The organism is Pseudoalteromonas sp. JC3, assembly GCF_030291895.1.
In the GTDB taxonomy this organism is placed as follows: domain Bacteria; phylum Pseudomonadota; class Gammaproteobacteria; order Enterobacterales; family Alteromonadaceae; genus Pseudoalteromonas.
Map to the genome: position 1 here is coordinate 2714851 of NZ_CP127855.1, position 22187 is coordinate 2737037.

At 44.6% G+C, this 22187-nt stretch carries 22 protein-coding genes; 8 read left to right on the forward strand and 14 right to left on the reverse strand.

Annotated features, from left to right (window positions below):
• Positions 1–123 precede the first annotated feature (123 nt).
• The 4 genes from ruvB to aspS form a co-directional block, all read right to left on the reverse strand.
• The gene (gene ruvB / locus QSH61_RS11425; protein ID WP_010605126.1) at positions 124–1128 is read right to left on the reverse strand and encodes a Holliday junction branch migration DNA helicase RuvB; all 1005 of its coding nucleotides are present in this window, start codon (positions 1126–1128) and stop codon (positions 124–126) included.
• A gap of 2 nt (positions 1129–1130) precedes the next feature.
• Complete coding sequence (gene ruvA, locus QSH61_RS11430; protein WP_206470997.1) at positions 1131–1748, reverse strand: Holliday junction branch migration protein RuvA; 618 nt, start codon at positions 1746–1748, stop codon at positions 1131–1133.
• Positions 1749–1750: 2 nt separating this feature from the next.
• Positions 1751–2272 carry a crossover junction endodeoxyribonuclease RuvC gene (ruvC, locus tag QSH61_RS11435; protein ID WP_010605128.1) on the reverse strand — a complete coding sequence of 174 codons (522 nt, stop codon included), beginning with the start codon at positions 2270–2272 and terminating at the stop codon, positions 1751–1753.
• A 123-nt stretch (positions 2273–2395) separates the two neighbouring features.
• Positions 2396–4180 (reverse strand): aspartate--tRNA ligase, encoded by a 1785-nt coding sequence (aspS, locus tag QSH61_RS11440; protein WP_102057037.1) that lies wholly within the window; start codon positions 4178–4180, stop codon positions 2396–2398.
• A 194-nt stretch (positions 4181–4374) separates the two neighbouring features.
• Between aspS and QSH61_RS11445 the strand changes: the two genes are divergently transcribed.
• A complete protein-coding gene (locus tag QSH61_RS11445; protein WP_158299115.1) occupies positions 4375–5223 on the forward strand; it encodes a DUF72 domain-containing protein in 849 nt (282 codons plus the stop codon).
• A complete protein-coding gene (locus tag QSH61_RS11450) occupies positions 5223–5729 on the forward strand; it encodes a M48 metallopeptidase family protein (RefSeq protein ID WP_206470998.1) in 507 nt (168 codons plus the stop codon). Before QSH61_RS11445 ends, QSH61_RS11450 begins: the two co-directional genes overlap by 1 nt.
• A gap of 27 nt (positions 5730–5756) precedes the next feature.
• Here the strand turns inward: QSH61_RS11450 and QSH61_RS11455 are convergent, their stop codons facing one another.
• Complete coding sequence (locus QSH61_RS11455) at positions 5757–6554, reverse strand: M48 family metallopeptidase (protein WP_010377574.1); 798 nt, start codon at positions 6552–6554, stop codon at positions 5757–5759.
• Positions 6555–6785: 231 nt separating this feature from the next.
• Between QSH61_RS11455 and QSH61_RS11460 the strand changes: the two genes are divergently transcribed.
• Positions 6786–7991: a Bcr/CflA family multidrug efflux MFS transporter gene (locus QSH61_RS11460; RefSeq protein WP_206470999.1), complete on the forward strand. Its 1206-nt coding sequence runs from the start codon at positions 6786–6788 to the stop codon at positions 7989–7991.
• A gap of 55 nt (positions 7992–8046) precedes the next feature.
• Here QSH61_RS11460 and QSH61_RS11465 read toward each other — a convergent pair whose 3' ends face one another.
• The 5 genes from QSH61_RS11465 to QSH61_RS11485 form a co-directional block, all read right to left on the reverse strand.
• Complete coding sequence (locus tag QSH61_RS11465; RefSeq protein ID WP_010605134.1) at positions 8047–8610, reverse strand: lipid-binding SYLF domain-containing protein; 564 nt, start codon at positions 8608–8610, stop codon at positions 8047–8049.
• A gap of 74 nt (positions 8611–8684) precedes the next feature.
• On the reverse strand, positions 8685–9791 hold the full coding sequence (locus QSH61_RS11470) for an aminotransferase class I/II-fold pyridoxal phosphate-dependent enzyme (protein WP_206471000.1): 1107 nt from the start codon (positions 9789–9791) through the stop codon (positions 8685–8687).
• A 52-nt stretch (positions 9792–9843) separates the two neighbouring features.
• A complete protein-coding gene (ovoA, locus tag QSH61_RS11475; RefSeq protein WP_206471001.1) occupies positions 9844–11949 on the reverse strand; it encodes a 5-histidylcysteine sulfoxide synthase in 2106 nt (701 codons plus the stop codon).
• Between the two features lie 302 nt (positions 11950–12251).
• Entirely contained in the window at positions 12252–13115 is an 864-nt protein-coding gene (locus QSH61_RS11480; RefSeq protein WP_174170091.1) for a DUF417 family protein, read from the reverse strand.
• A gap of 118 nt (positions 13116–13233) precedes the next feature.
• Positions 13234–14103 (reverse strand): LysR family transcriptional regulator, encoded by an 870-nt coding sequence (locus tag QSH61_RS11485; RefSeq protein WP_174170090.1) that lies wholly within the window; start codon positions 14101–14103, stop codon positions 13234–13236.
• A 103-nt stretch (positions 14104–14206) separates the two neighbouring features.
• Here QSH61_RS11485 and QSH61_RS11490 point away from each other — a divergent pair, with 103 nt between their 5' ends.
• From QSH61_RS11490 to QSH61_RS11510, 5 genes are all read left to right on the forward strand, one after another.
• Positions 14207–15184 carry a TDT family transporter gene (locus QSH61_RS11490; protein ID WP_174170089.1) on the forward strand — a complete coding sequence of 326 codons (978 nt, stop codon included), beginning with the start codon at positions 14207–14209 and terminating at the stop codon, positions 15182–15184.
• Positions 15185–15277: 93 nt separating this feature from the next.
• Complete coding sequence (locus QSH61_RS11495; RefSeq protein ID WP_039497284.1) at positions 15278–15763, forward strand: MarR family transcriptional regulator; 486 nt, start codon at positions 15278–15280, stop codon at positions 15761–15763.
• Positions 15756–16820: an HlyD family secretion protein gene (locus QSH61_RS11500; RefSeq protein WP_206471002.1), complete on the forward strand. Its 1065-nt coding sequence runs from the start codon at positions 15756–15758 to the stop codon at positions 16818–16820. Before QSH61_RS11495 ends, QSH61_RS11500 begins: the two co-directional genes overlap by 8 nt.
• A 1-nt stretch (position 16821) precedes the next feature.
• Positions 16822–17853 carry a DUF2955 domain-containing protein gene (locus QSH61_RS11505; protein WP_206471003.1) on the forward strand — a complete coding sequence of 344 codons (1032 nt, stop codon included), beginning with the start codon at positions 16822–16824 and terminating at the stop codon, positions 17851–17853.
• Positions 17854–17868: 15 nt separating this feature from the next.
• A complete protein-coding gene (locus QSH61_RS11510; protein ID WP_174170086.1) occupies positions 17869–18516 on the forward strand; it encodes a tRNA (adenine(22)-N(1))-methyltransferase TrmK in 648 nt (215 codons plus the stop codon).
• Here QSH61_RS11510 and QSH61_RS11515 read toward each other — a convergent pair.
• The 4 genes from QSH61_RS11515 to QSH61_RS11530 all read right to left on the reverse strand — a co-directional run bounded on the left by QSH61_RS11515 (position 18506) and on the right by QSH61_RS11530 (position 22107).
• Positions 18506–19099: a DUF998 domain-containing protein gene (locus tag QSH61_RS11515; RefSeq protein WP_174170085.1), complete on the reverse strand. Its 594-nt coding sequence runs from the start codon at positions 19097–19099 to the stop codon at positions 18506–18508. The genes QSH61_RS11510 and QSH61_RS11515 overlap by 11 nt on opposite strands.
• A gap of 85 nt (positions 19100–19184) precedes the next feature.
• Entirely contained in the window at positions 19185–19934 is a 750-nt protein-coding gene (locus QSH61_RS11520) for a substrate-binding periplasmic protein (RefSeq protein WP_010605145.1), read from the reverse strand.
• A 156-nt stretch (positions 19935–20090) separates the two neighbouring features.
• On the reverse strand, positions 20091–20672 hold the full coding sequence (locus tag QSH61_RS11525) for a nucleoside deaminase (protein WP_174170083.1): 582 nt from the start codon (positions 20670–20672) through the stop codon (positions 20091–20093).
• A 40-nt stretch (positions 20673–20712) separates the two neighbouring features.
• A complete protein-coding gene (locus QSH61_RS11530) occupies positions 20713–22107 on the reverse strand; it encodes an aminotransferase-like domain-containing protein (protein ID WP_206471004.1) in 1395 nt (464 codons plus the stop codon).
• Positions 22108–22187 lie beyond the last annotated feature (80 nt).

Here is a 22187-nt window from a genome sequence, read left to right on the forward strand (position 1 = left end):
AATTGAGCTGATACAAAATTATGGATTTATGCAAACGTGATTTGCAAAACTCTAATGTAGAAATGAAATAGCCGAGTGAATACTCGGCTATGAAGAACAAAGGTGTTTGTTACCCAGCTTGGATTATTCTGGCTTGCTTAGCTCAAAATGCATATAGGCTTTATCAGAGACAATACGTCCTCTTGGCGTGCGTTGAATAAAGCCTTGTTGGATCAAAAATGGTTCTATCACATCTTCGATGGTTTCTTTTTCTTCTCCAATCGCCGCAGCAAGGTTATCAAGACCAACTGGGCCACCGGTAAACTTTTCTATGATTGCCAGCAGATATTTGCGATCCATATAATCGAAGCCACATTTATCAACATCGACCATATCCAGCGCCAAGTGTGCAATCTCTTCAGTGATAGAGCCATCACCCTTCACTTCAGCAAAGTCTCTTACCCTGCGTAGTAACCGGTTTGCTATTCGTGGTGTACCGCGCGCTCGACGCGCCACTTCAGTTGCACCCGACTCGCTGATCTCTAGATTTAAATGATGCGCTGAACGAGTCACAATCGAAGACAAATCCGCAACCGAGTAAAACTCCAAGCGCTGCACAATACCAAAACGATCTCTTAATGGTGAGGTTAATGAGCCGGCACGTGTCGTTGCGCCAACCAAAGTAAAAGGCGGTAAATCCAGTTTAATCGAGCGTGCTGCAGGGCCTTCACCAATCATGATGTCCAATTGGTAGTCTTCCATAGCGGGATAGAGAATTTCTTCCACCTGAGGGCTTAAACGATGGATCTCATCAATAAATAACACATCCCCTTCTTCAAGGTTAGTGAGCAATGCGGCCAAGTCTCCCGCTTTTTCAAGCACAGGTCCCGAGGTGGTTTTTATATTAACCTCAAGCTCGTTTGCGACAATGTTCGCAAGCGTGGTTTTACCTAAACCCGGTGGACCAAATATCAGCAAGTGATCTAAGGCTTCCTGTCTTGAACGTGCCGCCGCAATAAAAATTTCCATTTGCTTTTTGACATGCGGCTGACCGGTATAATCATTTAGTAATTTAGGTCTAATCGCCCTATCAACTAAATCTTCATTACCTTGGATCTCAGGTTCAATTAATCTATCTGCTTCAATCATAGTTACATCATCGATTTAAGAGCGTCTTTAATGATACTCTCGGTCGTCATGCCTTCTCTGTTTACGGCTTTTACCGCTTTTTGTGCTTGAACTTGTTTATACCCTAATGCCATTAAGGCTGCAATCGCTTCATCTGCTGGGGTATCACTTACCGTCGGATGCTCTTGCGGCGCAAGTACAGCGGCATCGCTAAACGGTGTGAGTAAGTCATTGCCAAAGTCTTTTAGCTTATCTTTCATTTCAAGCACTAGGCGCTCAGCGGTCTTTTTACCAACTCCTGGGATCTTAACCAAAGTCGTTGCATCGCCATGATTCACGCAGCTAACAAATTGCTCTGCCGACATGCCCGACAAAATTGCAAGTCCGAGCTTTGGACCGACTCCGTTTGCTTTAATTAACGTGCGAAACAATGCACGTGCTATCTTGGTATTAAAACCAAACAGTAACTGCGCATCTTCACGCACCACAAAGTGAGTAAATACGGAAACCGGCTCGCCCACGCTCGGTAATTTATAAAAACAGGTCATTGGCATTTGTACCTCATAACCTATACCTGCAACATCAATTAATATCTCTGGTGGCTGCTTTTCTAACAGTGTTCCGCTTAATTTTCCTATCATCGTTATCTCAACCTTCCTCTTACGGTTTTACGCGCTGCGCCTGCCATTTTTATTAAGTTTTGCCTTGAGTGCGCGTGACAAATCGCCACCGCCAACGCATCTGCTGCATCAGCTTGGGGTGTGCCTGGCAATTTTAATATGCGCTTTACCATTTCCTGTACTTGGGCTTTGTCTGCACCACCGGTACCCGCAACGGCTTGTTTAACTTGCCTTGCCGAATATTCACTCACAACCACTGACTGCATGGTCGCTGCAACAATGGCCGCACCTCGCGCTTGACCAAGTTTTAAGGCTGAGCTTGGATTATGCGCAACGAACACTTGCTCAATCGCAAAGTCGCTCGGCGAAAACTGCTCTATGAGCTGTGTGATCCCTTGATAGATCATTTTTAATCGAGTGGGAAAGTCATGTTCACCAACTTTAATGCAACCGCTCCCCAAATATTGGAACTTTGCACCTTGGTGAGCAATCACACCATAGCCTGTAAATCTTGACCCCGGATCAATTCCTAAAATGACAGCCAAACGCATCGTCTCTTGGTTTTTTGGTTATAATGCCAAAATACTGTATAGATTACCAGTTATAAGCTAGTTCATCTGATCAAAAAAGGCGACCTAAGTCGCCTCTTTTACATCAGGTTGACGAACTTACTCGCCTTCACCTTGCTCTGTTAACTGCTTTTCTATTGAGATAGCAAGCTCTTTTAGCGCATCTGGGTTTGCAGGGCTTGGCGCATCAGTCATCAAGCACGACGCTTGCGTCGTTTTCGGGAACGCAATAACGTCACGGATGTTGTCAGTGCCACACAGTAGCATCACCAAACGGTCAAGACCGAATGCCAAACCTGCGTGCGGAGGCGTGCCATACTTCAGAGCATCAAGTAAGAAACCAAACTTCTCTTGCTGCTCAGACTCTTCAATGCCTAGGATCCTGAACGCAGCCTGTTGCATTTCGTTGTTGTGAATACGAACCGAACCGCCACCGACTTCGTAGCCGTTAAGTACCATATCGTATGCATCAGAAAGTGTACCTGCTGGATTTGCTTCAAGGTCCGCAGCACTTACGCCTTTAGGCGCGGTAAACGGGTGGTGTACCGCGTGTAGGTTACCTTCGTCGTCTTCTTCGAACATCGGGAAGTCAACAACCCAAAGTGGTGCCCACTTAGTTAGATCTGTGATTTCTAAATCAAGACCAATCTTCAGACGTAGCGCGCCCATCGCTTCGTTTACAGTATTACGCTTGTCTGCGCCGAATAGAATAATGTCACCTGTGTTTGCGCCTGTGCGCTCAAGCAGTGCATTGATCACTTCTTCATTCAAGAACTTAGCGATTGGTGACTGTACGCCCTCGATACCCGCATCACGGTCGTTCACTTTCATCCAAGCAAGGCCTTTCGCACCGTAAATACCTACAAACTTAGTATATTCATCGATTTGCTTACGTGAAAGTTGTGCGCCACCTGGTACTGATAGTACTGCAACACGACCTTTTTCGTCATTCGCTGGGCCACTTAGTACTTTAAATTCAACGTCTTTTACGATGTCTGCAACGTCGATAAGCTCAAGCGGGTTACGTAGGTCTGGTTTATCCGAACCATATTTGCTCATCGCTTCGCTGTATGGCATCACAGGGAACTCACCCAAATCAACGTCTAGGAAAGACTGCCACATTTCACGGATCATTTTTTCTGTCACGCCACGAACTTGGTCTGAGCTCATAAATGACGTTTCGATATCGATCTGAGTGAACTCTGGCTGGCGATCGGCACGTAAGTCTTCATCACGGAAACACTTTACGATTTGATAGTAGCGGTCAAAACCAGACATCATTAGTAGCTGCTTAAATAGCTGCGGCGACTGCGGTAGCGCATAGAAACTGCCTTTGTGGACACGACTTGGTACTAGATAGTCGCGTGCACCTTCAGGTGTCGCTTTCGTTAGTACTGGCGTTTCAATGTCTAAGAATGCATTTTCATCCAAGAAACGACGCACGAAGCTACTCGCTTTAGCACGCATTTTAATGCGATCGCTCATTTCTAGACGACGTAGGTCTAAATAACGGTACTTTAGACGACGCTCTTCAGAGTTTTGCTGATTGAAGTCAAGCGGTAATGGTTCTGAACGGTTGATAATGGTTAAGCCAGTGCCTAAGATCTCAACTTCACCGGTTGCCATGTCTTTGTTTACTTGGCTTTCAGGACGCGCACGGACAACACCTTTGATCTGAACACAGAACTCTTGGCGCAACGTATTCGCTTTATCCATTAAGCCTTCCACTTCAGGATCGAATACCACTTGCACAAGCCCTTCTCTATCTCTTAAATCGACAAAGATTAGGCCGCCAAGGTCACGACGTTTATTGATCCAACCACATAGTTCAACTTCCTGATCTACATGGCTCTTATTTAGTTTTCCGCAGTATATAGAGCGCATAAAATTCCTGTCAGTCCAGTTTGCTCTTACGACTAATCACTTCTCACCACACAATATGAATTCACAGTATTGGTAAGCCAGTCGCTAAGACTCATTTTCAATAACCGCCAATTATATAAAAATACGCTGCATTGTCATCCTCAATCTAAGGATCTGATACACTATTCACACATTTAATCGTTGTTTTGATCACTATGTTGTATCTGGGTTGCCCACAATGGAGTAGCGCACACTGGAAAGGTCGAGTATTTTCCAGCCATTGTAGTGCCACAAATATGCTCAAAGAGTATGGCCAAATTTTTAATAGCGTTGAAGGCAATACGACTTTTTATGCCGATCCAAATCCGCAGACCGTATTAAAATGGCTAGAACAAGTGCCCGATGACTTTCGCTTTACGTTTAAAATTCCTAAGCGTTTTAGTCATGAAATGGCACTTAGCCACTGCCAAGATGAATTATTGGCTTGGTGTAAAAACATGGCGCCGCTGTTTCCTAAATTAGGCGTGTTAATGCTGCAATTACCTGCGCAGTTTGCGCCTGAACATATAAATAAAATGCGACAATTTTTATCTTGGTTGCCCAAAGCGCTAACTGTTGGTGTTGAAGTACGGCATTGGGACTTTTACCGCAAAGGCGATGCTGAGCGCAGATACAACCAATATTTAATCGAAAATAACTACAACCGCATCGTGATGGATACTCGCGCACTCTTCAGCGAGCCTGCCAGTACTCCTGCGATAGTAGATGCACAGCAAAAGAAGCCGCGATTACCTGTGCATGCAATTGCCACTGGAGACAGCCCTATTCTGCGATTTGTTGGTTGCTCTCAGCTTGAGTCTAATAGAGACTTTTATCAGCCTTGGTTAACTAAACTCAATCAATGGCTCAGCGAAGGTAAATCACCTTATGTGTTTTTCCATACCGCAGACAATTTTGATGCGCCATTTTTAGCGAGACAATTTATTGCAGATTTAGAGATACATCATCAAGTAAGCAATCCATTCCCCGCTGAAAAAGAAGCAAAGCAAGAGGCGCTGTTTTAATGTCCCATCCCTATTTTTTAAACTACTCAGAGCAAATCCAGACTCAAGTCACTCAATTAATAGAGAGCAAACGACTCAGTGCTTTTTTCAAAAGCCGCTATCCTGAACCGCATCAAATCAAAAGCGATAAGCTACTTTACGAATATGTGGAAGGATTAAGACAGCAGTACTTAAAAAATACCCCACGGGTATCGCAGGCCAAGTTTGAAAAGTGCAACAATATGGTATTGAATGCGTTAGGAACCCATACGTTCAAAACCACACGACACGGGCAAAAACAAAAAACGTCGCACCAAATACACATTGCAGCACAGTTAAAACACGCACCCGAGGCAGTGCTACGAGCATTGGTTGTACACGAGCTAGCGCACTTTAAAGAGAAAGACCATAACAAGGCGTTTTACAAGCTTTGTCAGCATATGGAACCCCACTATCATCAACTTGAGCTAGAGTTACGGCTATTTATGCTGATGTGTGAAACAGAAGGCAACACCAATTACACTTAACTTAAGGGTAATTGGTGTTTTGAGAAATTAGCGTTTACAGCTTGGTGCAAAACCACCCGTACGCGCTTTGTTAGCGGTTGCTTGGGCAGTTGTCATGTTTGCTTGTAATTGCTTAATTCGATTTTCAGGCGCAGGGTGCGTCGACATAAATTCTGGTGGACGCTGTTCGCTCATTTTCGCCATATTTTGCCAAAGCGCAACCGAGCCTTCAGGATTAAAGCCTGCCTTGGCCATTAGATCTAGGCCGATAACGTCCGCTTCGCTTTCATGAGAGCGGCTAAATGGCAGCGCGACACCATACTGCGCGCCAAGACCTAATCCCTGCATAATGGCATTGCGATATTCGATATTATTCATTTCAAGCACCGCCGCCCCTGCTTGCAGGCCAAACTGCAACACACTGTTTTGCGATACACGCTCATTAGCGTGTTCAGCAATAACATGTCCTACTTCATGGCCCATCACCGCAGCAAGTTGATCTTGGTTTTCTGCAACTTTGAGAATCCCCGTATGAACCCCGATTTTGCCGCCGGGTAGTGCAAATGCATTAGCAGAGTCATCTTCAAATACCACAACTTCCCATTGCTGGTTTGCGTAGTTTGCTGGGAGTTGTGCTATTAAGGCATTTGCAATACACTTAACGTAGCGATTGGTTTTAGCATCAGTATCAACTTTTTGCTCTTGCTTCATTTGTTCAAAGCTTGCAACACCCATTTGGTCCATTTGCTGCTCGGAATAGAGTGCTAACTGAGTGCGTCCGGTAGGCGATGTTTTGCAGCCAGCAAGCGTTGCTGCCACAGCTATCGCGAGAACCAGTTTTTTCATAACTTGTTCCTTTTCTTATTTTATAACTTAAGTTTTTCTAAGTTTACCGCAATTTCGTCACTTAACGAGACTAACTTAGTACAATATAAAAAATTTTTCATGAACTTCTGCTGATCAGAACGCCGTCTTTTCGTTGCTCCACTCTAGTGCACCGAGTTCCATTTCCATATAAAGCGTCTCTGATTGGTGTATTTATTCTGCTTAACATTAACAAGGTAACAATACCAACATATGAAGTCATCAACACTCCCAGCAATACTCTTGCCATTACTGGCTAGTATTGTCGCGATAACGCCTTTGGCTATCGACTTGTATCTCCCCGCGATGCTTGCGATTGCAGACAGCTTGAATAGCCCGCTTGAGCAAGTACAGGTTTCTCTTAGTAGCTATTTAGCAGGTTATGCTGTAGGCATGATGGTGTTTGGCCCCCTTGCTGATAGATTCTCAAGACAGACGTTAGCTATTTGGGGCTTGGTCGGCTTTACCGCATCGTCAATTGGGCTTGCGCTAACGAATGACATCGATATGTTTTGCTTCTTACGTGTTGTTCAAGCATTTTGTGGTGCCGCAGCGACTGTCGTTGTACCAGGTGTAATCCGCTATTATTACAAAGAACACACAGCCAAAGGGATGTCTTATGTTTCGATGATCATGATGATCGCGCCACTTATTGCTCCCTCTCTTGGTGCGTTGATCTTGTTGTACTTTGATTGGCACGCCATTTTTTGGTTTTTAGCGGTTTATGCAATACTCGTTATCATCGCATTACAGTTTTTCTGTATTGCAATCCCGACCAAAGCTGATGTACCGCTTAGCTTATCGTTTTTCTTAAAAAACTACCGCATTGTATTAACACAAAAGAAAGCCCGCTACGATATTCTTTCGTCGATGCTGGCATCATTTGCATTCTTTTGCTTTTTAACTTCAGTTTCATTTATTTATCTTGAGTATTATGGCGTGTCGGAGCAGCTATTTGGAGTGTTATTCGCCATGAATGTGATTGCATTGATGCTCGGTAACTTTGCCAACACGCGTTTAGTGCCAAGGCTTGGTTCTAGGAAAATGCTCAATATCGGTCTTACTATTGGTATCGTCTTCGCGACACTACTGGTCATACTCAGCAGCCAATCAGTCTCGGTTTGGGTGCTAGCTTCTGCCATTGCACCTTTGATGATGAGTTTGGGGATCATTGCCAGCAACGCTGATGCGCTGATATTACTGGGCTTTGAGCATCAAACCGGTACTGCGACCGCAGTGATAGGCACGCTACGATTTGGTAGTGGCGCTTTGGTCGGCCCCTTACTTGCACTCGCGGTTCCTGAGTCACCTTTGCCGTTCTCAAGCTTTATGTTCGCTGCCATTGTGTTGACTATCGTCTGCCAATTGTTAAATAGGCGTTTTGAGAAAAGTCTCAACGCCACAGAAATCAAAGAGTAAATCACAAAAAGCCCCGACTTGCGGGGCTTTTCTCTAAAATCGTTATTATATCAGGTTAATTTAGCTCTTTATCTTTCCAGAACTTAGTGCCTTTTACTGTTGCTTGCAGTGCCAAACCACTTTCAGTAAAGGTGTACACAGTAACATCACCATAATAGGCTTCGCCTTCTACCGACGCACCTTTTTTAGCGGCTTTCGCTGCAGCATCTGCATTTCCGCCAAACGTCCAGCCTGAAGTAACAAACTTATTCATTGCTTCAGGAGTATGGAATACCATCACAATACGATAATCTTTTACACCTAGACCAAGGCCTACACCACCTTCAGCCATATTCATATAGGTGTTACTTCCTACCGTATTATCGTGTACGACACCGTAACCTGTTCCAGCTGCAACAAATAGCAGATTAATATTGGCATTAGAAAAAACAGCATAGCCCGGCGCTGCCGCAATTTGCGAACGCGTATCTGGCTTTTTGCTGTAGAGCTGAGTAAGTACATCGTTTTTCATATCTAGGATGGCACGTTGCTTTTCAACCTTGTCACCATCGCCCATTGAAGCACATGCACTAAGCATGACGGCCAAAAAGCCAGCCATTAAATGTTTAACGTTTACCATAGGTTTTTCCTTTCCTGCATTAATTGAAAATAACACTGCCTATCATAGACGCTTAGTTTGAATGCTGGATTAATTTAGAGGTATGTTTCGAGCCTTGCCAAACCAGCGGCAAAGTTACGCTTGCCCGTTCCTAAACGAAAGTGGCACTCGCTCTCCAATAGAAATAACTTTGCGGGTAACAATAGCGTGTTCGAGGTCTCTGCAAATTGACGTGACCACTTTTCAGGATCCCTTACTGAATTAATCTTCAGCAATGACAACACACCGCCATGCGGCTCAACCCAAGTTACTTTTTGCGAGTATAAACTGGCAAATTCACGCATCAATTGGACGTTGTTTGCAATGATTTTTGCATTATGCGCTAAGATAGTTTCACTATGCAGTAATGCAGTCGTCGCCAATAAATCATCCACTTTACTGCCACAAATGCTTAAGTAGCTTTTACCGGCCAACAGCGCATCAGCTAGTGCTTTCGAACCGCAAATTGCCCACCCTACTCGGATGCCAGGCAAGCCCATACTTTTAGATAATACGCCTAACGTAATCGACCGCGGATAAGCCGAAAAACGCCCACCTGCGGCGCGGTCATCGCCATGGCTCTGTGCTGATACTTCATCACTTAATATGTAAGCACCACACTGCTCTGCCAGTTGTTGTATTTGTCCAACTTCATTGTCAGTCAAGCCTGCGCCCGTTGGATTATGAGGAGCATTGACAATAATGAGTTTGGTTTTTGTCGTCACTGCGTTTTTGAGTCTTTCTATATCAACCTGCCAGTTGTCCTCTTCTCGCAATGCCACCGTGTTGACGATAGCGCCAAACTGTTTGGGAAGTGTTGCAAGCGATGGGTAACTTGGTGTGCAGACCACCACCTCATCTTGTGGGTCTAGTAATTGCGCCATCGTAGTGAAAATAGCTTCTTGAGCACCGCTAAATGACACGATTTGATTAAGATCCACACATGCCGTCGTCGGCAGATGATAAGCTTTAATCGCCGCTTTTAGCCCTTCACTGCCCGCAATCGGATTGTAACCCAGTTCAATGTCTGGCATTTTACCGCCACCAAGCTCAATAAGTTCGCCAAGCGTGACGCCTTGAGCGCAGGAATCACTCAAGTTGATGTCGATGGGAGTAGCCAAGCTTTGACTAAACTTAATGTGATCGGGTAATACTAATTCCATTCTCTAACCTAAAAAGTCATGCCAGCACTTTGGCTGGCATGTGTATCAACGACTATTTAAGACGCCATAGCGTAAGTTGGCATCGCTCTAGTTCAACTTTACGTGCGTTTTTGCTTATGGCGGACATTACTTCATCTTCAGCCAACAGTTCAAAATCTCGTCCCAGTAAAATTTCTAAACCATCACGGCCCGTGACGTTCTCACCACTGACCTTATAACCGCCCAACCAGTTTTGTGCTTGGGTTAGCGCTTTATCCCACTGATAGGCTGAGCTTATCGCAAGGATCCCGCCTGCATTCAAGCGCGATTTAATTTGGTTTAAAAAGGTTTTTGGTGAATATAAGTATTCCACAACACGATGACACAAGATTAAGTCATACTCGGCGAATTGTGGTTTAAGGTTATGCCCATCCCCTTGGCAGAAATGGATACGCTCACTGAGTTCATTAAAACCTAATTGCGAAGTAGACACTTCGTGGAAGTCCACAATTTCACCTTCAATCTCGGTAGCAAAGCGTACCGGCGTGCCTTCTTTTAAGGCCAACGCGTGTTGAATATTGCGCGCAGTAAAATCAATGCCATCTACTTGAGTAAAGTGTTTCGCTAATTCAAAACTTGCACGACCGACCGAGCAACCCAAATCCAGCGCTTTATCTGTATTACCTTGATAATGCACCATTAGCTGTGAAACAACACTTTGCAATGGATTGCCAAAATGCATAACTGGCTTTCCGTAGTGGCTATGTAGCGCATTGGCAACGTCCGCATCCATTTCACACAGGTTGACCTTTTGCACTGGCACTTGTGATTCTTCACTTTCGATGTATCTGAATCCTGCATGTTGGAAGAAGTGGCGTCTAAAGGCATAACGTGAATCTCGCACGGCTTCGTTGCCTGTAGAAATCCAGGAGCCACCTTTGATCAAATTGTGTTTACCGTCAAAAGTAGGGGTTGAGAAATCATCGTATAAAGGGTGCACTTTAAAGCCGCTGTATGCGTCGATCGGACTTTCCGTCCATTGCCAAACATTGCCGATGATGTCGAATAAACCTTCAGTTTCAAAACGGTTAACCGGACAGCTTGAAGCACATACCTCAAGGTTGATGTTTCCCGGCGCTTCGCTCCATGTCGGCAGATCAACATCAAGCTTATCGCGTAGTACTTGCCACTCTGCTTCTGTTGGTAAGCGTACAAAGTGCTCACTTTGCTCAGACTTCCAGTTACAAAAAGCCTTCGCTTCAAGGTAATTAACCTCAACTGGCCAATTGAGTGGTAAAGGGATTTCTTCGGCTAAGTTTCGTTGCCAAAATCCTGTGTCTTTTTTTACCCAAAAACGCGGCATGGTTGATTTAGTTGAAGCCAGCCAAGCTTGACCTTCAGCCGTCCAAAACTCAGGCTGATTGTAGCCACCAGCTTCGACAAAGGTTAAAAACTCTTGGTTTGAAACCACATATTTACTGGCCTTGAATGGTGCCACTTTGACGTCTTGTACACCATATTCGTTATCCCAACCGTAGGTTTGATTTGATTCAGGTTTACCGAGGCGAACATCACAACCGCTTACTGAGATTAGGTTGTTGTCAGGTGCATCACCGTACTCATCACACGCTTCCCAACCGGGTTGTAAAGTCAAGTCAGCCAGCGGCAACATCCGCATTATTACAGAAGAGGTTTCTAGGTGGATACGTTCGTGTTCAATCCCCATTAGGACAACCCACGCAAGGCTATCTTGAGTGATTGGTAGGGTAATATCCATCTCATCGATTAACCCGTTAATAAGTGCATTCACTTGTTGGCGATAAGCACGCACTTCTGGCACTGTTGGCCAATCGTAATTATTGCTATCAAGGTCATCCCAAGACATTTCGTCTACGCCAACTGCACAGGTAGATTCAATGTGTGGATTAACGCGTTGAGTGATATATTTCCCTAACATCAACTTATTAACGTAAAAACAAGCGGTATGACCGAAATAGAAAATGAGCGGATGCCGTAACCGCTCAGCCTTCACAAAATAGGCGTCGTCATTGTTGATATTGCTAAATAATGATTCGTACTGCTGCCAGCTATTGTTGAAGTATGCTTTGATCTCAGCGCGCTTTTTCTCCACGTCGCCACCTGAAAGCCAGATTGGCTTTAATGTATTTGGTCTTTCCATACAATTATCTTCTTTAAACTTGCTACTTCGATACATACACCATTTCAATGCATGCAGCTTTTAAACTTTGCTCACTTTGCCACTTAATGCCAATGGCATCTTGCTGTATACGTTTGATAATCTAGCTTAGACCACTGATATCAACTTTTTATGACCTTAACTTATTCACATTTAATTTTCACTGCCGACAAGACTATTTTCGGAAAAAACTTCACTTGGTACATCTGGCATATGTGATAAAAATAAAAAGAGCGCAACTTAGGTCACGCTCTTTTGGCAGCCGGGCTGCATCACAATGAAATTTACGCGACCACGGGCTCTAAAGACTCAGCTGAGCTGGACTCCAATGTCAAAAACACCAGCACCATGATATTGGCGATGAACCACAAGTCTTTAATCACAAATTGTCCTAAACCACCAAGCAAACTCATGTCGCTGAACGCACCGGCTGCGGTAAACAAAAAGCTTTGTGTCATAACAAACACCGCAAGACACCCAAGGCTTGCAACGCCAATCAAGACTCGCTGATTAAACCAAATGCCAATGCCGAGCAAGCCTGCCATCAAAACGTCATAGACGCCTATAACATTTGAGGCTTCTTGCACGGAAAACAAGTCATACATCCAAGACATAAACGGTGAAGTTTCCACTAGCGGCACGATTGCCTTTGCTTCGAGTTCGAGAAATTTCATTCCGCCAATCCAGACTAAAACCAATGCCACCGGGAAATAGTTCGCCCACACTAGCGTTCGCGTGTTGATATGATGACGACAGTATAGAAATAGTGCGATGGGTACTAACGCAAAATACTTGATGATCCCTTGCCCAGAACCAATAACGGGAAAGCCGCCATGAGCTGCTATCCAGCGGTTTTCGGCAAACAACGTCAACAAAGTAAATAAACTAATGATGGCGATTAAGGCAAGCGGCCACGCCGCAGGAATAATCTTACATTGCTGTAAAATGACTAGACCCGCGGCAACCATTAACGCAAAGCCAAATACAATGCCAAGTGTGGCAACAGGCACCCACTCTGTTAACCCGTAAAAGCTAAAGGTACCGGAAATGGTACTTGGCCCAGCGCCAAACAAAAATGAAATGCCAAGCAGTAATAAGCTCACTGCTAACACGCCTGAAATAGAATAATCGATAGTTCTAAACGACATATCTAACCTCTTAATATGCTATTGTCTATAAGACCCGAGGTTTGAGAAAGTTCATTCAGCGTTTGTGAAGTTTATACCCATTGCAAGGTATACTAAGTAGTTAGGTCCACAACCCAGTTCAATGCCAGTGCGTCGCAAAGTCAATGAGTCGCGTTAATATTGGGCTTTGAAATTTATCTTTACGCGTCACCAACCAAAACTGCCTCGGTGCGGCTTTTAAACCTGAAAGCGCCTTAATTCGTTGCTGTGCTATGGCATGTTCAGCGGAGTATTTTGAGATACACGCTAAACCGAGCCCTGCCGCCACACCATTTATAATCGCCTCGGTGGAATTTAACTCAAACGCGGTTCGCCACGACGTAAGCTGCGCTGCAATATTCGCTAAGAAAAATTCTCGACTGCCGGAGCCTTGTTCCCGCAACAACCAACGAGATTGACTTTGTATCAGCGTTTGAAAGTCAGTTACCGCAAAGTCCATTGCACTCACGATACACATTTCATCTTCAAACCAAGGCATGATGTCTAAACCTTCGCCTATCACTCGGCCTTCAACAAAACCAATGTCTAATTCGTAGTCACGAAGCATAGCGCACACTTTCGCCGTATTGGTGATAAACAACTGCTGCTGCGTATGCCCTGTTTGCTGCTGAAAAGCCGCTAGCATGGGAGGCAGCAAATGATTGCCTAAGGTATCGCTGGCACCAATTTTAATTTCGCCATATAGCCTCTCGCTTTCTTTAAATAGGGACTCTAAGAAGCGACATCTATCTAGCACTTGATGCGCATGCGGTAGTAATAACTCTCCGGCTGGATTTATCATTAATCGATTATTTACACGATCGAATAATGGTTGTTCGAGGTGACGCTCTAACTCCGCCAGAGCCATGCTAACAGCAGCCTTAGTTAAACATAGCTTATCCGCTGCAGCCGTGATCGAACGCTCTTGCACGATTACCGTAAATACATTGAGTTGCTTAAGGGTTATCATTGGCGTTAAGAATTACTGAACACTAATTTAAATATATTCAGATATTCTTAATTAAAGCGCAAGCGTATTATTCCCTCATCGAACAATTATTGTGAAATTACGCATGGCTACTCTTCATTCTTACAGTAAAAAACTCACCGCCAATATCCCCACCCCTATGTCTGGTCTTGCTCTTGGGCTGGCTAGTTTAGGCTGGTGTATCAGTAACCTCTTTCCCGCATTTTTTGTGTTAAAACCTTTAAGTGCACTGCTGGCTGGCTTTATTTTATTGCTGTTAGTGCTTAAGTTTATTCATCAACCCGCTCAATTAAGAGCAGATCTCGCGCATCCAGTGGTTGGGAGTGTCTTACCAACCAGCGCCATGACAATCATGGTTATTTCTCATAGCATCGCGGCCTATTCTCACCTTATTGCAACTGTGGTTTGGCTACTCGCCATTGCAGTTCATCTGGGTTTGCTAGCCAGCTTTGTGTATTTTCGCAGCCGCAATTTTGAGCTTAACCAGCTTGTGCCAAGTTGGTTTATTCCCCCAGTGGGGTTTGTCGTTGCCGATGTCACCTTTAACGGCATGTCAGCGTTGCAACCATTGGCGATGGGGCTCTGGTACTTGGGAGTGATATTTTACTTACTGCTGCTACCGTTCATGATTTACCGTTTATGTAGAGGCAGTGCCATACCACAGCAAACCCAACCAACAATTGCAGTCATGGCAGCGCCTGCTAGTCTATGTTTAGCAGGATATTTAAGTGTCCATCCAATGCCAGCGGCTGGCGTGGTGTTTGCCCTACTGAGCGTCGCTATTATTATGACCCTAGCGATATACCTTGCTTTTATTCAGCTGCTACGGCTGCCATTTAGTCCTGCCTTTGCGGCATATACCTTTCCATTAGTCATCGGCGTCACCGCCATTAGTAAAGTCGTCACTTGGCTAAGCAGCGAACACTTAAGCCCAGGCTGGTTAAGTGTGTTGCAATACCTAGTTTGGCTTGAACTTGTCGTTGCGATCGCAGTAATTAGCCACGTTTGTATTCACTATGCGCGATTCTTACTAAAAATAAGCACTGCCAATTCAGAGAGTTAAAGCTAATATTGCAATAACCTAAACACACACCATTTACTTAGCATGCTAACTATTTTAGAATGCTTAGCATGCTAAGTAAATATATCTTAAGTTATGTCGTCACTTCCCTTTCATGAAACGCTCGATCTTAGTCTCTGTGGCAAGTTAGGCCGAGTCCATAGAATTTGCCGTCAAGCCGTAACCCAAGCTGTGGAGCCACTCGGTTTTACCCAGCCACGCTGGACCGCCATGATGCATATTCATCATTTGGGTGAAGGTTGCACACAACACCAATTGGCGTGCAGTTTAGATATCGAAATGCCGAGCCTGACTCGCACGATGAAACAGTTAGAAGAAAATAACGTGATAGAGCGCCGCATTGATAAGCAAGACAAACGCTGTCGTAAAATCTACTTCACCGAACACGGGCAAGCCCAGTTAGCGCAGCTAAAGATGCGGATCAGTGAAGTGAAGGCACTTTTATATCATGGGCTTAGCGATGACGAGCTCAATGCTATCGCACATGCGTTGGTCAAACTTGAGAACAATGCTCAGCAATGTTGTGACAATATTTCTGAAAATGGGAGTACCAGTGAGTAAACTTAGTCCAGATCAGCAATTTTCCCGCTACGTAAAGGTTTCAATCGCCCTTTTTGCCCTCTGCTTTAGCTATTTTATCTTTGCTGATCTCTATATACCAATGACGCCTCAGGCACGTGTGTATCATCAAGTAACCAAAGTGACGCCCAAAGTCAGTGGTGAAGTGCTTGCAGTAAATGTCAGCAATAATCAAAGAGTTCAGCAAGGGCAACTACTACTTACTATCGATGAAGCGCCGTATCGTTTAGCATTAGCTAAGGCTGAGCTCGCTTTGGCAGAAGTTAATCAACAGAACAAACAATTAGACGCACAGGTGGTTGCGCAGCAAGCACAAATAGAGGCTGCTGTAGCCAAGTATGATGAGCAACAGCGACTTTATAAACGCAGCCAATCTTTGCTGTCACAACACGCAATTTCAACGCAGGAATCAGATCAAATTCAAGCAAATTTTGCGACGGCTAAGTCACAGCTCAGTGCACTCAAAGCTAATCTACATGCGCTTGAAGTAAAGCGTGGTGCAACCGACGAACAGAATATTGCACTAATGCAAGCACGAAATGCCGTAGAGCAGGCTAAATTGCAACTCAGCTACACCGAAGTCCGCGCGCCCCATGATGGCATCATTAGTAACTTACAGATCACCACGGGGACCTATGCTCGCACGGGTGTGAGCCTAACCAGTTTGGTTTCGGACAATGTTGACTTAGCTGCGGATTTCAGAGAAAAATCGCTTTACCACGTCAAACTTGGTGAACAAGCGTTAGTGAGTTTTGATGCGTTACCGGGCAAAGTCTACCCCGCCGTGATCCATGAATTTTCTGCTGGCGTCAGTGATGGACAACTCAATGCCGACGGCCAATTAGCTGCCGTTGAGACCTCCAATCGCTGGGTGCGAGATGCGCAGCGTCAACGCGTTCATTTAGCATTTGATGAGCCATTACCTATACTAGCAAGTGGTGCCAGAGCGACAGTTCAAGTCCTGCCTGAAAGCACTTTGCTTGCAACCCTTGCACAAGCGCAAATCAAATTCGTCAGTCTACTTCACTACGTTTATTGATATGAAAGTTGCACTGAACGCCAATGACCTAAGACAGATGCTGCGTATTGCAACTGGGAGTACGCTAGGCTTTGCACTAAGCAAACTGCTCAACTGGCCGTACGGTATCTTTTTTACCGTATATCCCATGCTGCTACTTGGGTTAGTACCAATGTTAAACGCACACATAGTGCGCCAGTTTATCTTAAGTGGGTTGGTCTGTGCCTTTTCGGTATTGGTGCTACAAGGGCTATTTGGCTTCCACCCTGCGTTAATGTCCTTACTCACCTTTGCCTTATTTGCCTTTTTGTTTTTGCAAATGAGCAAAGGCGTTAATTTCTTATTTGGTGCAATGAGTGTGGTGGGACTATCAATCCAACTTCATTTTGCCAGTTATGCTTCAACCAGTGGTGGCTTATATTCACTCATAGCCAGTAACTCTCTGGCTATTATCATTAGTATCGCAACCGCATATGTAATGCATTGGTTATTTCCGGACGTTATTGTGCGTCAATTACCGCCACGGCCAGCAAAAGATGCTGCAAGTATTCGCCATGAAGTCTTACTGTGCGCCACCGTAGCCACACTCTCATTTATGGTATTCCAAATCCTAGATTTACAAGATTCCGTTTCCGCCCAAGCGGCATCAATATTAATCCTCTTTCCACTGAGCTGGAAAGCGGCGGGCACAGCAGGCTGGCAACGTGCAGTTGGCACGCTGATAGGTTGTAACTTGGCATTAGCAGCGCAAATCCTACTGCAAACCTATAGCCAAATTTTGCTTTTTCCAATTTTGATTTTATGGATCTTAGTCTTCATTTTTAGCCGCTACCACTTGCTAAGTGGTGGTGCTCCTGGGATTGGCTTTGGTATTATTACCACTTTTGGGATCTTGTTTGGTCAGTCTCTCGCACCAAATCAAGATTTGATCTACAGCGCACTGTATCGCTTCAGTTCAGTGAGTGTTGCAATTACGGTAAGTCTCTGTGCAATCTACCTTATTCATCGCCTACTTAACCACTTTAGTGCAACGCGCCACCATACCTACGCCTGAATAAAAGGAATCCACTTGAAGCTTGGAAAACGCTTACAGACTTTGCATGATGTTGTTACTGAAGACTATCAACATATTTGGGACTGCTGCTGCGATCATGGCCAGCTTGGCGCACAGTTTTTAGATTCGAGCCAAGCGCACATACACTTTGTTGATGTAGTCCCAGCGCTTATCGCGAAAGTGAAACTGGATCTCACACGCTTCTTTCCAGAAGCCGAAACGCGCTATAGCCTTTACACCCAAGACGTTGCGAAGCTCCCTCTTGCACAATACTCAGGCAGGCAATTAGTGATCATCGCAGGTGTTGGCGGCGACTTAACCGCAGAACTGATGACAAGTCTTTGCTGCAATTTGCGTGACGAGGTCGATTTCTTGCTTTGCCCAGTTCATCATCATTATACCCTGAGGCAAACCTTGCAATCTTTGCCACTTAAGCTGACCCATGAATCACTGGTTGAGGAAAATCGACGTATTTACGAAGTGCTCTATCTTACTTCAGGTAAGACTGGCGCTGCCATAACCCCGTTGGGCGAAGCGATTTGGCAACAAGGAACGCTTTCCAAACGCTATTTAGAGAAAACGTTGGATCATTATGCACGAGTTGCCAAAGGCAAACCCGAAGCGCAAGCCATTTTATCGGCTTATCAACACCTTACACTATAAAACACAGCGCACTCAGCCAAACTAACTGAGTGCCATAACTTAATCGCTGATAGAGCCCACTATTACGTTTTTGTTTGTAAGCGTTGGCAAGCTGATAGCTAAAACCGACACAAACAAGTACACAAACGGTAGAAAACCAAGCAAATAGCGAGTTTAACGGGCTTACAAACCAGACCAATAAAGGGGCGATGAGTAAGCTTAATAGCATTACCATGCCCGCGAAAGAATGAATAGTACACGCTCGACTTGGCGAGGTTGTGTATGGATCGGGATCCATAGGAAAGAAACCTGCAACAGCGGTTGCTAGACCATGACAAACAATCAAACCGCCAATAACACCTAACGCCCAGTTCCCTTCGGGTACCAAGATGATATAAAAACCAAAACAACAAAATAGCAAGGCTAAGGGGTAATTATTAACTGCGGGAGACAATCGTTCTGTTGGGCTACCACTGGCACCTAACTCACTACAAAATTGATTTTTGTGACTATAATTTGGATAACGCTTGGCAACGCCATACACCCCTACCAGCATCCATATACTTGCTAGTATGCCAAAATAACTCACCAACTCTTGCAACATCACGCCTATCCTTAATGCGCTAAATTTATGTCTACACACTTTATACTAATTTAGGAACATACGAAACCAAGCAGCTGCATTCAATTTAGTGTATTTTCCAGCGCTCCAAAATAGCTTGTTGTTGACCACTTTGACTTAATTCCGCTAGTGCGTGCTGCAGGCGGTTCGCAAGCTCATTGGGAAACTCTGCATTCACCGCCAGAGCCAACTCACTTGGGAAATGCTCAAGAAGTAACTTATGCTCAATTGCTTTTGGGTCCAGCTTAAGGGCGTTTAGTTCTTTCTCGAGTGTTAGTGTGTTGGTTAGTACAAAATCAATCCGGCCCTTAAACAATAAATTCCAAAGACTTTGGTAGTTTGACACTAATACCAACTCATAACCTTCAGAAAAGCCAGCTTGTTTGAGAAAGGTTTCACTATAGTAACCGCGTATGGTTCCAGTACGATAGCGCTTTGCAGCGTCAAGATCGTTTATTGGCGTTTGAGATTGTTTCAGGCCAATAAGTGATGCGGACGTATGGCACATTGTCCCCAAAAAGCGGAAATAGACTTCTCGAGTTGGTGTTTTTAGCCAAGATAACAGCACCACATTAGGTTTAGTTTCTAATTCGTGTAACACACGTGCCATCGGCATTATTTCAATTTTAGCAGTAACATTTGCTTTATCTGCTACCGCTTGAGCAAGCTCAACTAGGCCACCATCCACTTCTCCTTGGCCATTAATAAAATGATAGGGAGGCAAGTCTTCCGCTACAAAATGCACTGTTTCTTGCGGCGAAGCAATTATTTTGGTTGATGCAAGTAGCGCTACAAGGAATAAAATTTTCCTAATCATTTTATCTCAATAAATTAAATAATCATTCGGTCAGTGTGCCCGTATTTGCATTGCAATTCAATCAGCAGCAATGGCTAGATTGCTTCAGAAAGTATTTCATTTGATAATCCAGTACATCATGTAGTAATGGTTTTACCTCGCCATGGGTACAGTTAGCTACTTATGACCCGCGTTTACCGCTGCCAGACCTTGCCAATCTTCTAAATCTTGTTCTGGCTTTTCAGCACGAAATTGTTGATACAAGGCAATACCTTGCTCATCTTCTAAAATATCGACTTGTACGCCCTTACTTTCAAGTAACGGCTCATTGCCTGAAGCATTAGTGATATCCCCTACCACGACTCGCTGAAAACCACGCATGTAGAGTAATGTTGCGCATACGTCACAAGGACTTAGGCTGGTATACAAAGTGGTTTTACTAAAATCAATCCGTCCCGCATCTCGAATTGCCGAGGTTTCACCATGGTTATATGGGTGGCTCTCTTGCACTAACGTATTATGTCCTTTACCTACAATTTGATTGGTCTCGTTATCAACAATAACCGCACCAATTGGGCAACCTCCCTCTTCATAACCCTTTTTTGCCAGCAAAACAGCAATGCGCATAAAGTCTTGATCGCAAAGCTTACGCGTAAAGTCGCTATCGAGTAATACGCCAAGACTCTTGGTTGGCATATGTGCAATGGCATTGAGCGCTTCGCTATTTACTTGGGTTTCTGCGTTGAGTAATACAGTCATTTTTTTATTCCTTGTTGTATTATCTGAACCGAGCTTAACACTATAATTTGGCGCAATTATGAAGTACCCAATCACATAGCTTATCTAACCAAGGTTTTGCCACATCAAGCGGCCAACCACAATTGATCCGCAGATGATCTTGATACAACTCACGACTTGTAAATAAGCTGCCTTGGCGAATTTCAACACCAAGTTCAGCGAGCCGTAAAGCGAGTGCATCACAGTCAATATTAGGCAGTTTCAGCCATAATGCCATCCCGCCCTGAGGGGAAGATATTTTACAGCCCTTTGGTAAACGCGATTTCAAATAGCTTTGGTAAGCGAAGCAGTGTGCCGCTAAGGTGCGATTAAGCGTCCGTAAATGGCGCTGGTAATGTCCTGTCTCAATAAATCGTGATACCGCCATTTGTAAACATTGATTTGGCATGCCGTGAAATGCCTGCATGAGCGCGGCCACTTGGCTTTGATAACGCCCAGCTTCACACCATCCAACTTGCAAGCCCGGCGCTAACGTCTTAGACACTGAGCTACACCAAATTACATATCCGGCTTTATCCCACGCCTTTATCGGTAAAGGCATTGTGTGATTATGGCTCAGCTCCCCAAAGACGTCGTCTTCGATAATCGCCACTTGATACCGCACAGCAAAATCCGCAAGCCACGCTTTTTGTTGCACAGATAGACTGTGCCCCGTTGGATTTTGATGGTTTGCCGTAAGCAAACACGCAGATACCCTTTGCGTTGTCACTACCTGTTCCAAGGCTTCTAGGTCGAGTCCTTCGGGCGTCGTTGGGATCTCAATCACCTTGAGCTGTAGCGTTGCAAGCAGTTGCAATAAACCTTGATAACAAGGTGATGGCACTACCACACAATCCCCCGCTTTTGTAACAGCCTGCAGTCCCGCCATCACGGCTTGAATACAGCCGCCAGTCACCACGAGATTATCAGGATTCAGCGCCAACCCCTTTTGTTTAAAGTGCTTGGTTAGATTCTCTCTAAGCGACCTCAGTCCCATCGCATTGGGATAATGAAAATGGTGATACTGAGGAGAGTCGAACGCTTGCTTTATAAACTTAGTCAGGCGATTTATGGGCATCAACTCGGGTGCTACTTGCACCGTCGATAACATCGTATTGAGCCCTACGACAGAGGGTCTTAACGCACTTTTGGGAAATTTTACTTCACTCGTAAACGTGGCAAAGTCAATGTCACTATTTTTCGCTTTCGGTTTACAAATATAAAAGCCAGACTTCTCTTGAGAAGCTAAAAAGCCATTATCCTGTAATTCCTCATAGGTTCTAATCGCGGTACTCATGCTCACGCCATGCTGCTTGGCAAAGATCCTAAGTGAAGTCATTTTTTCACCGCATTGACGCTCACCGGCGTTTATCTCTGCAATCACCTGCTCACTTAATGTAATAAACTTCCTCGCCATCTGTATCCCTAACAACCAATAACTTTGTATCTGTACTGCATTTTTACCGAAGTTACACTGTAATTCCAGTATTCGTTCAC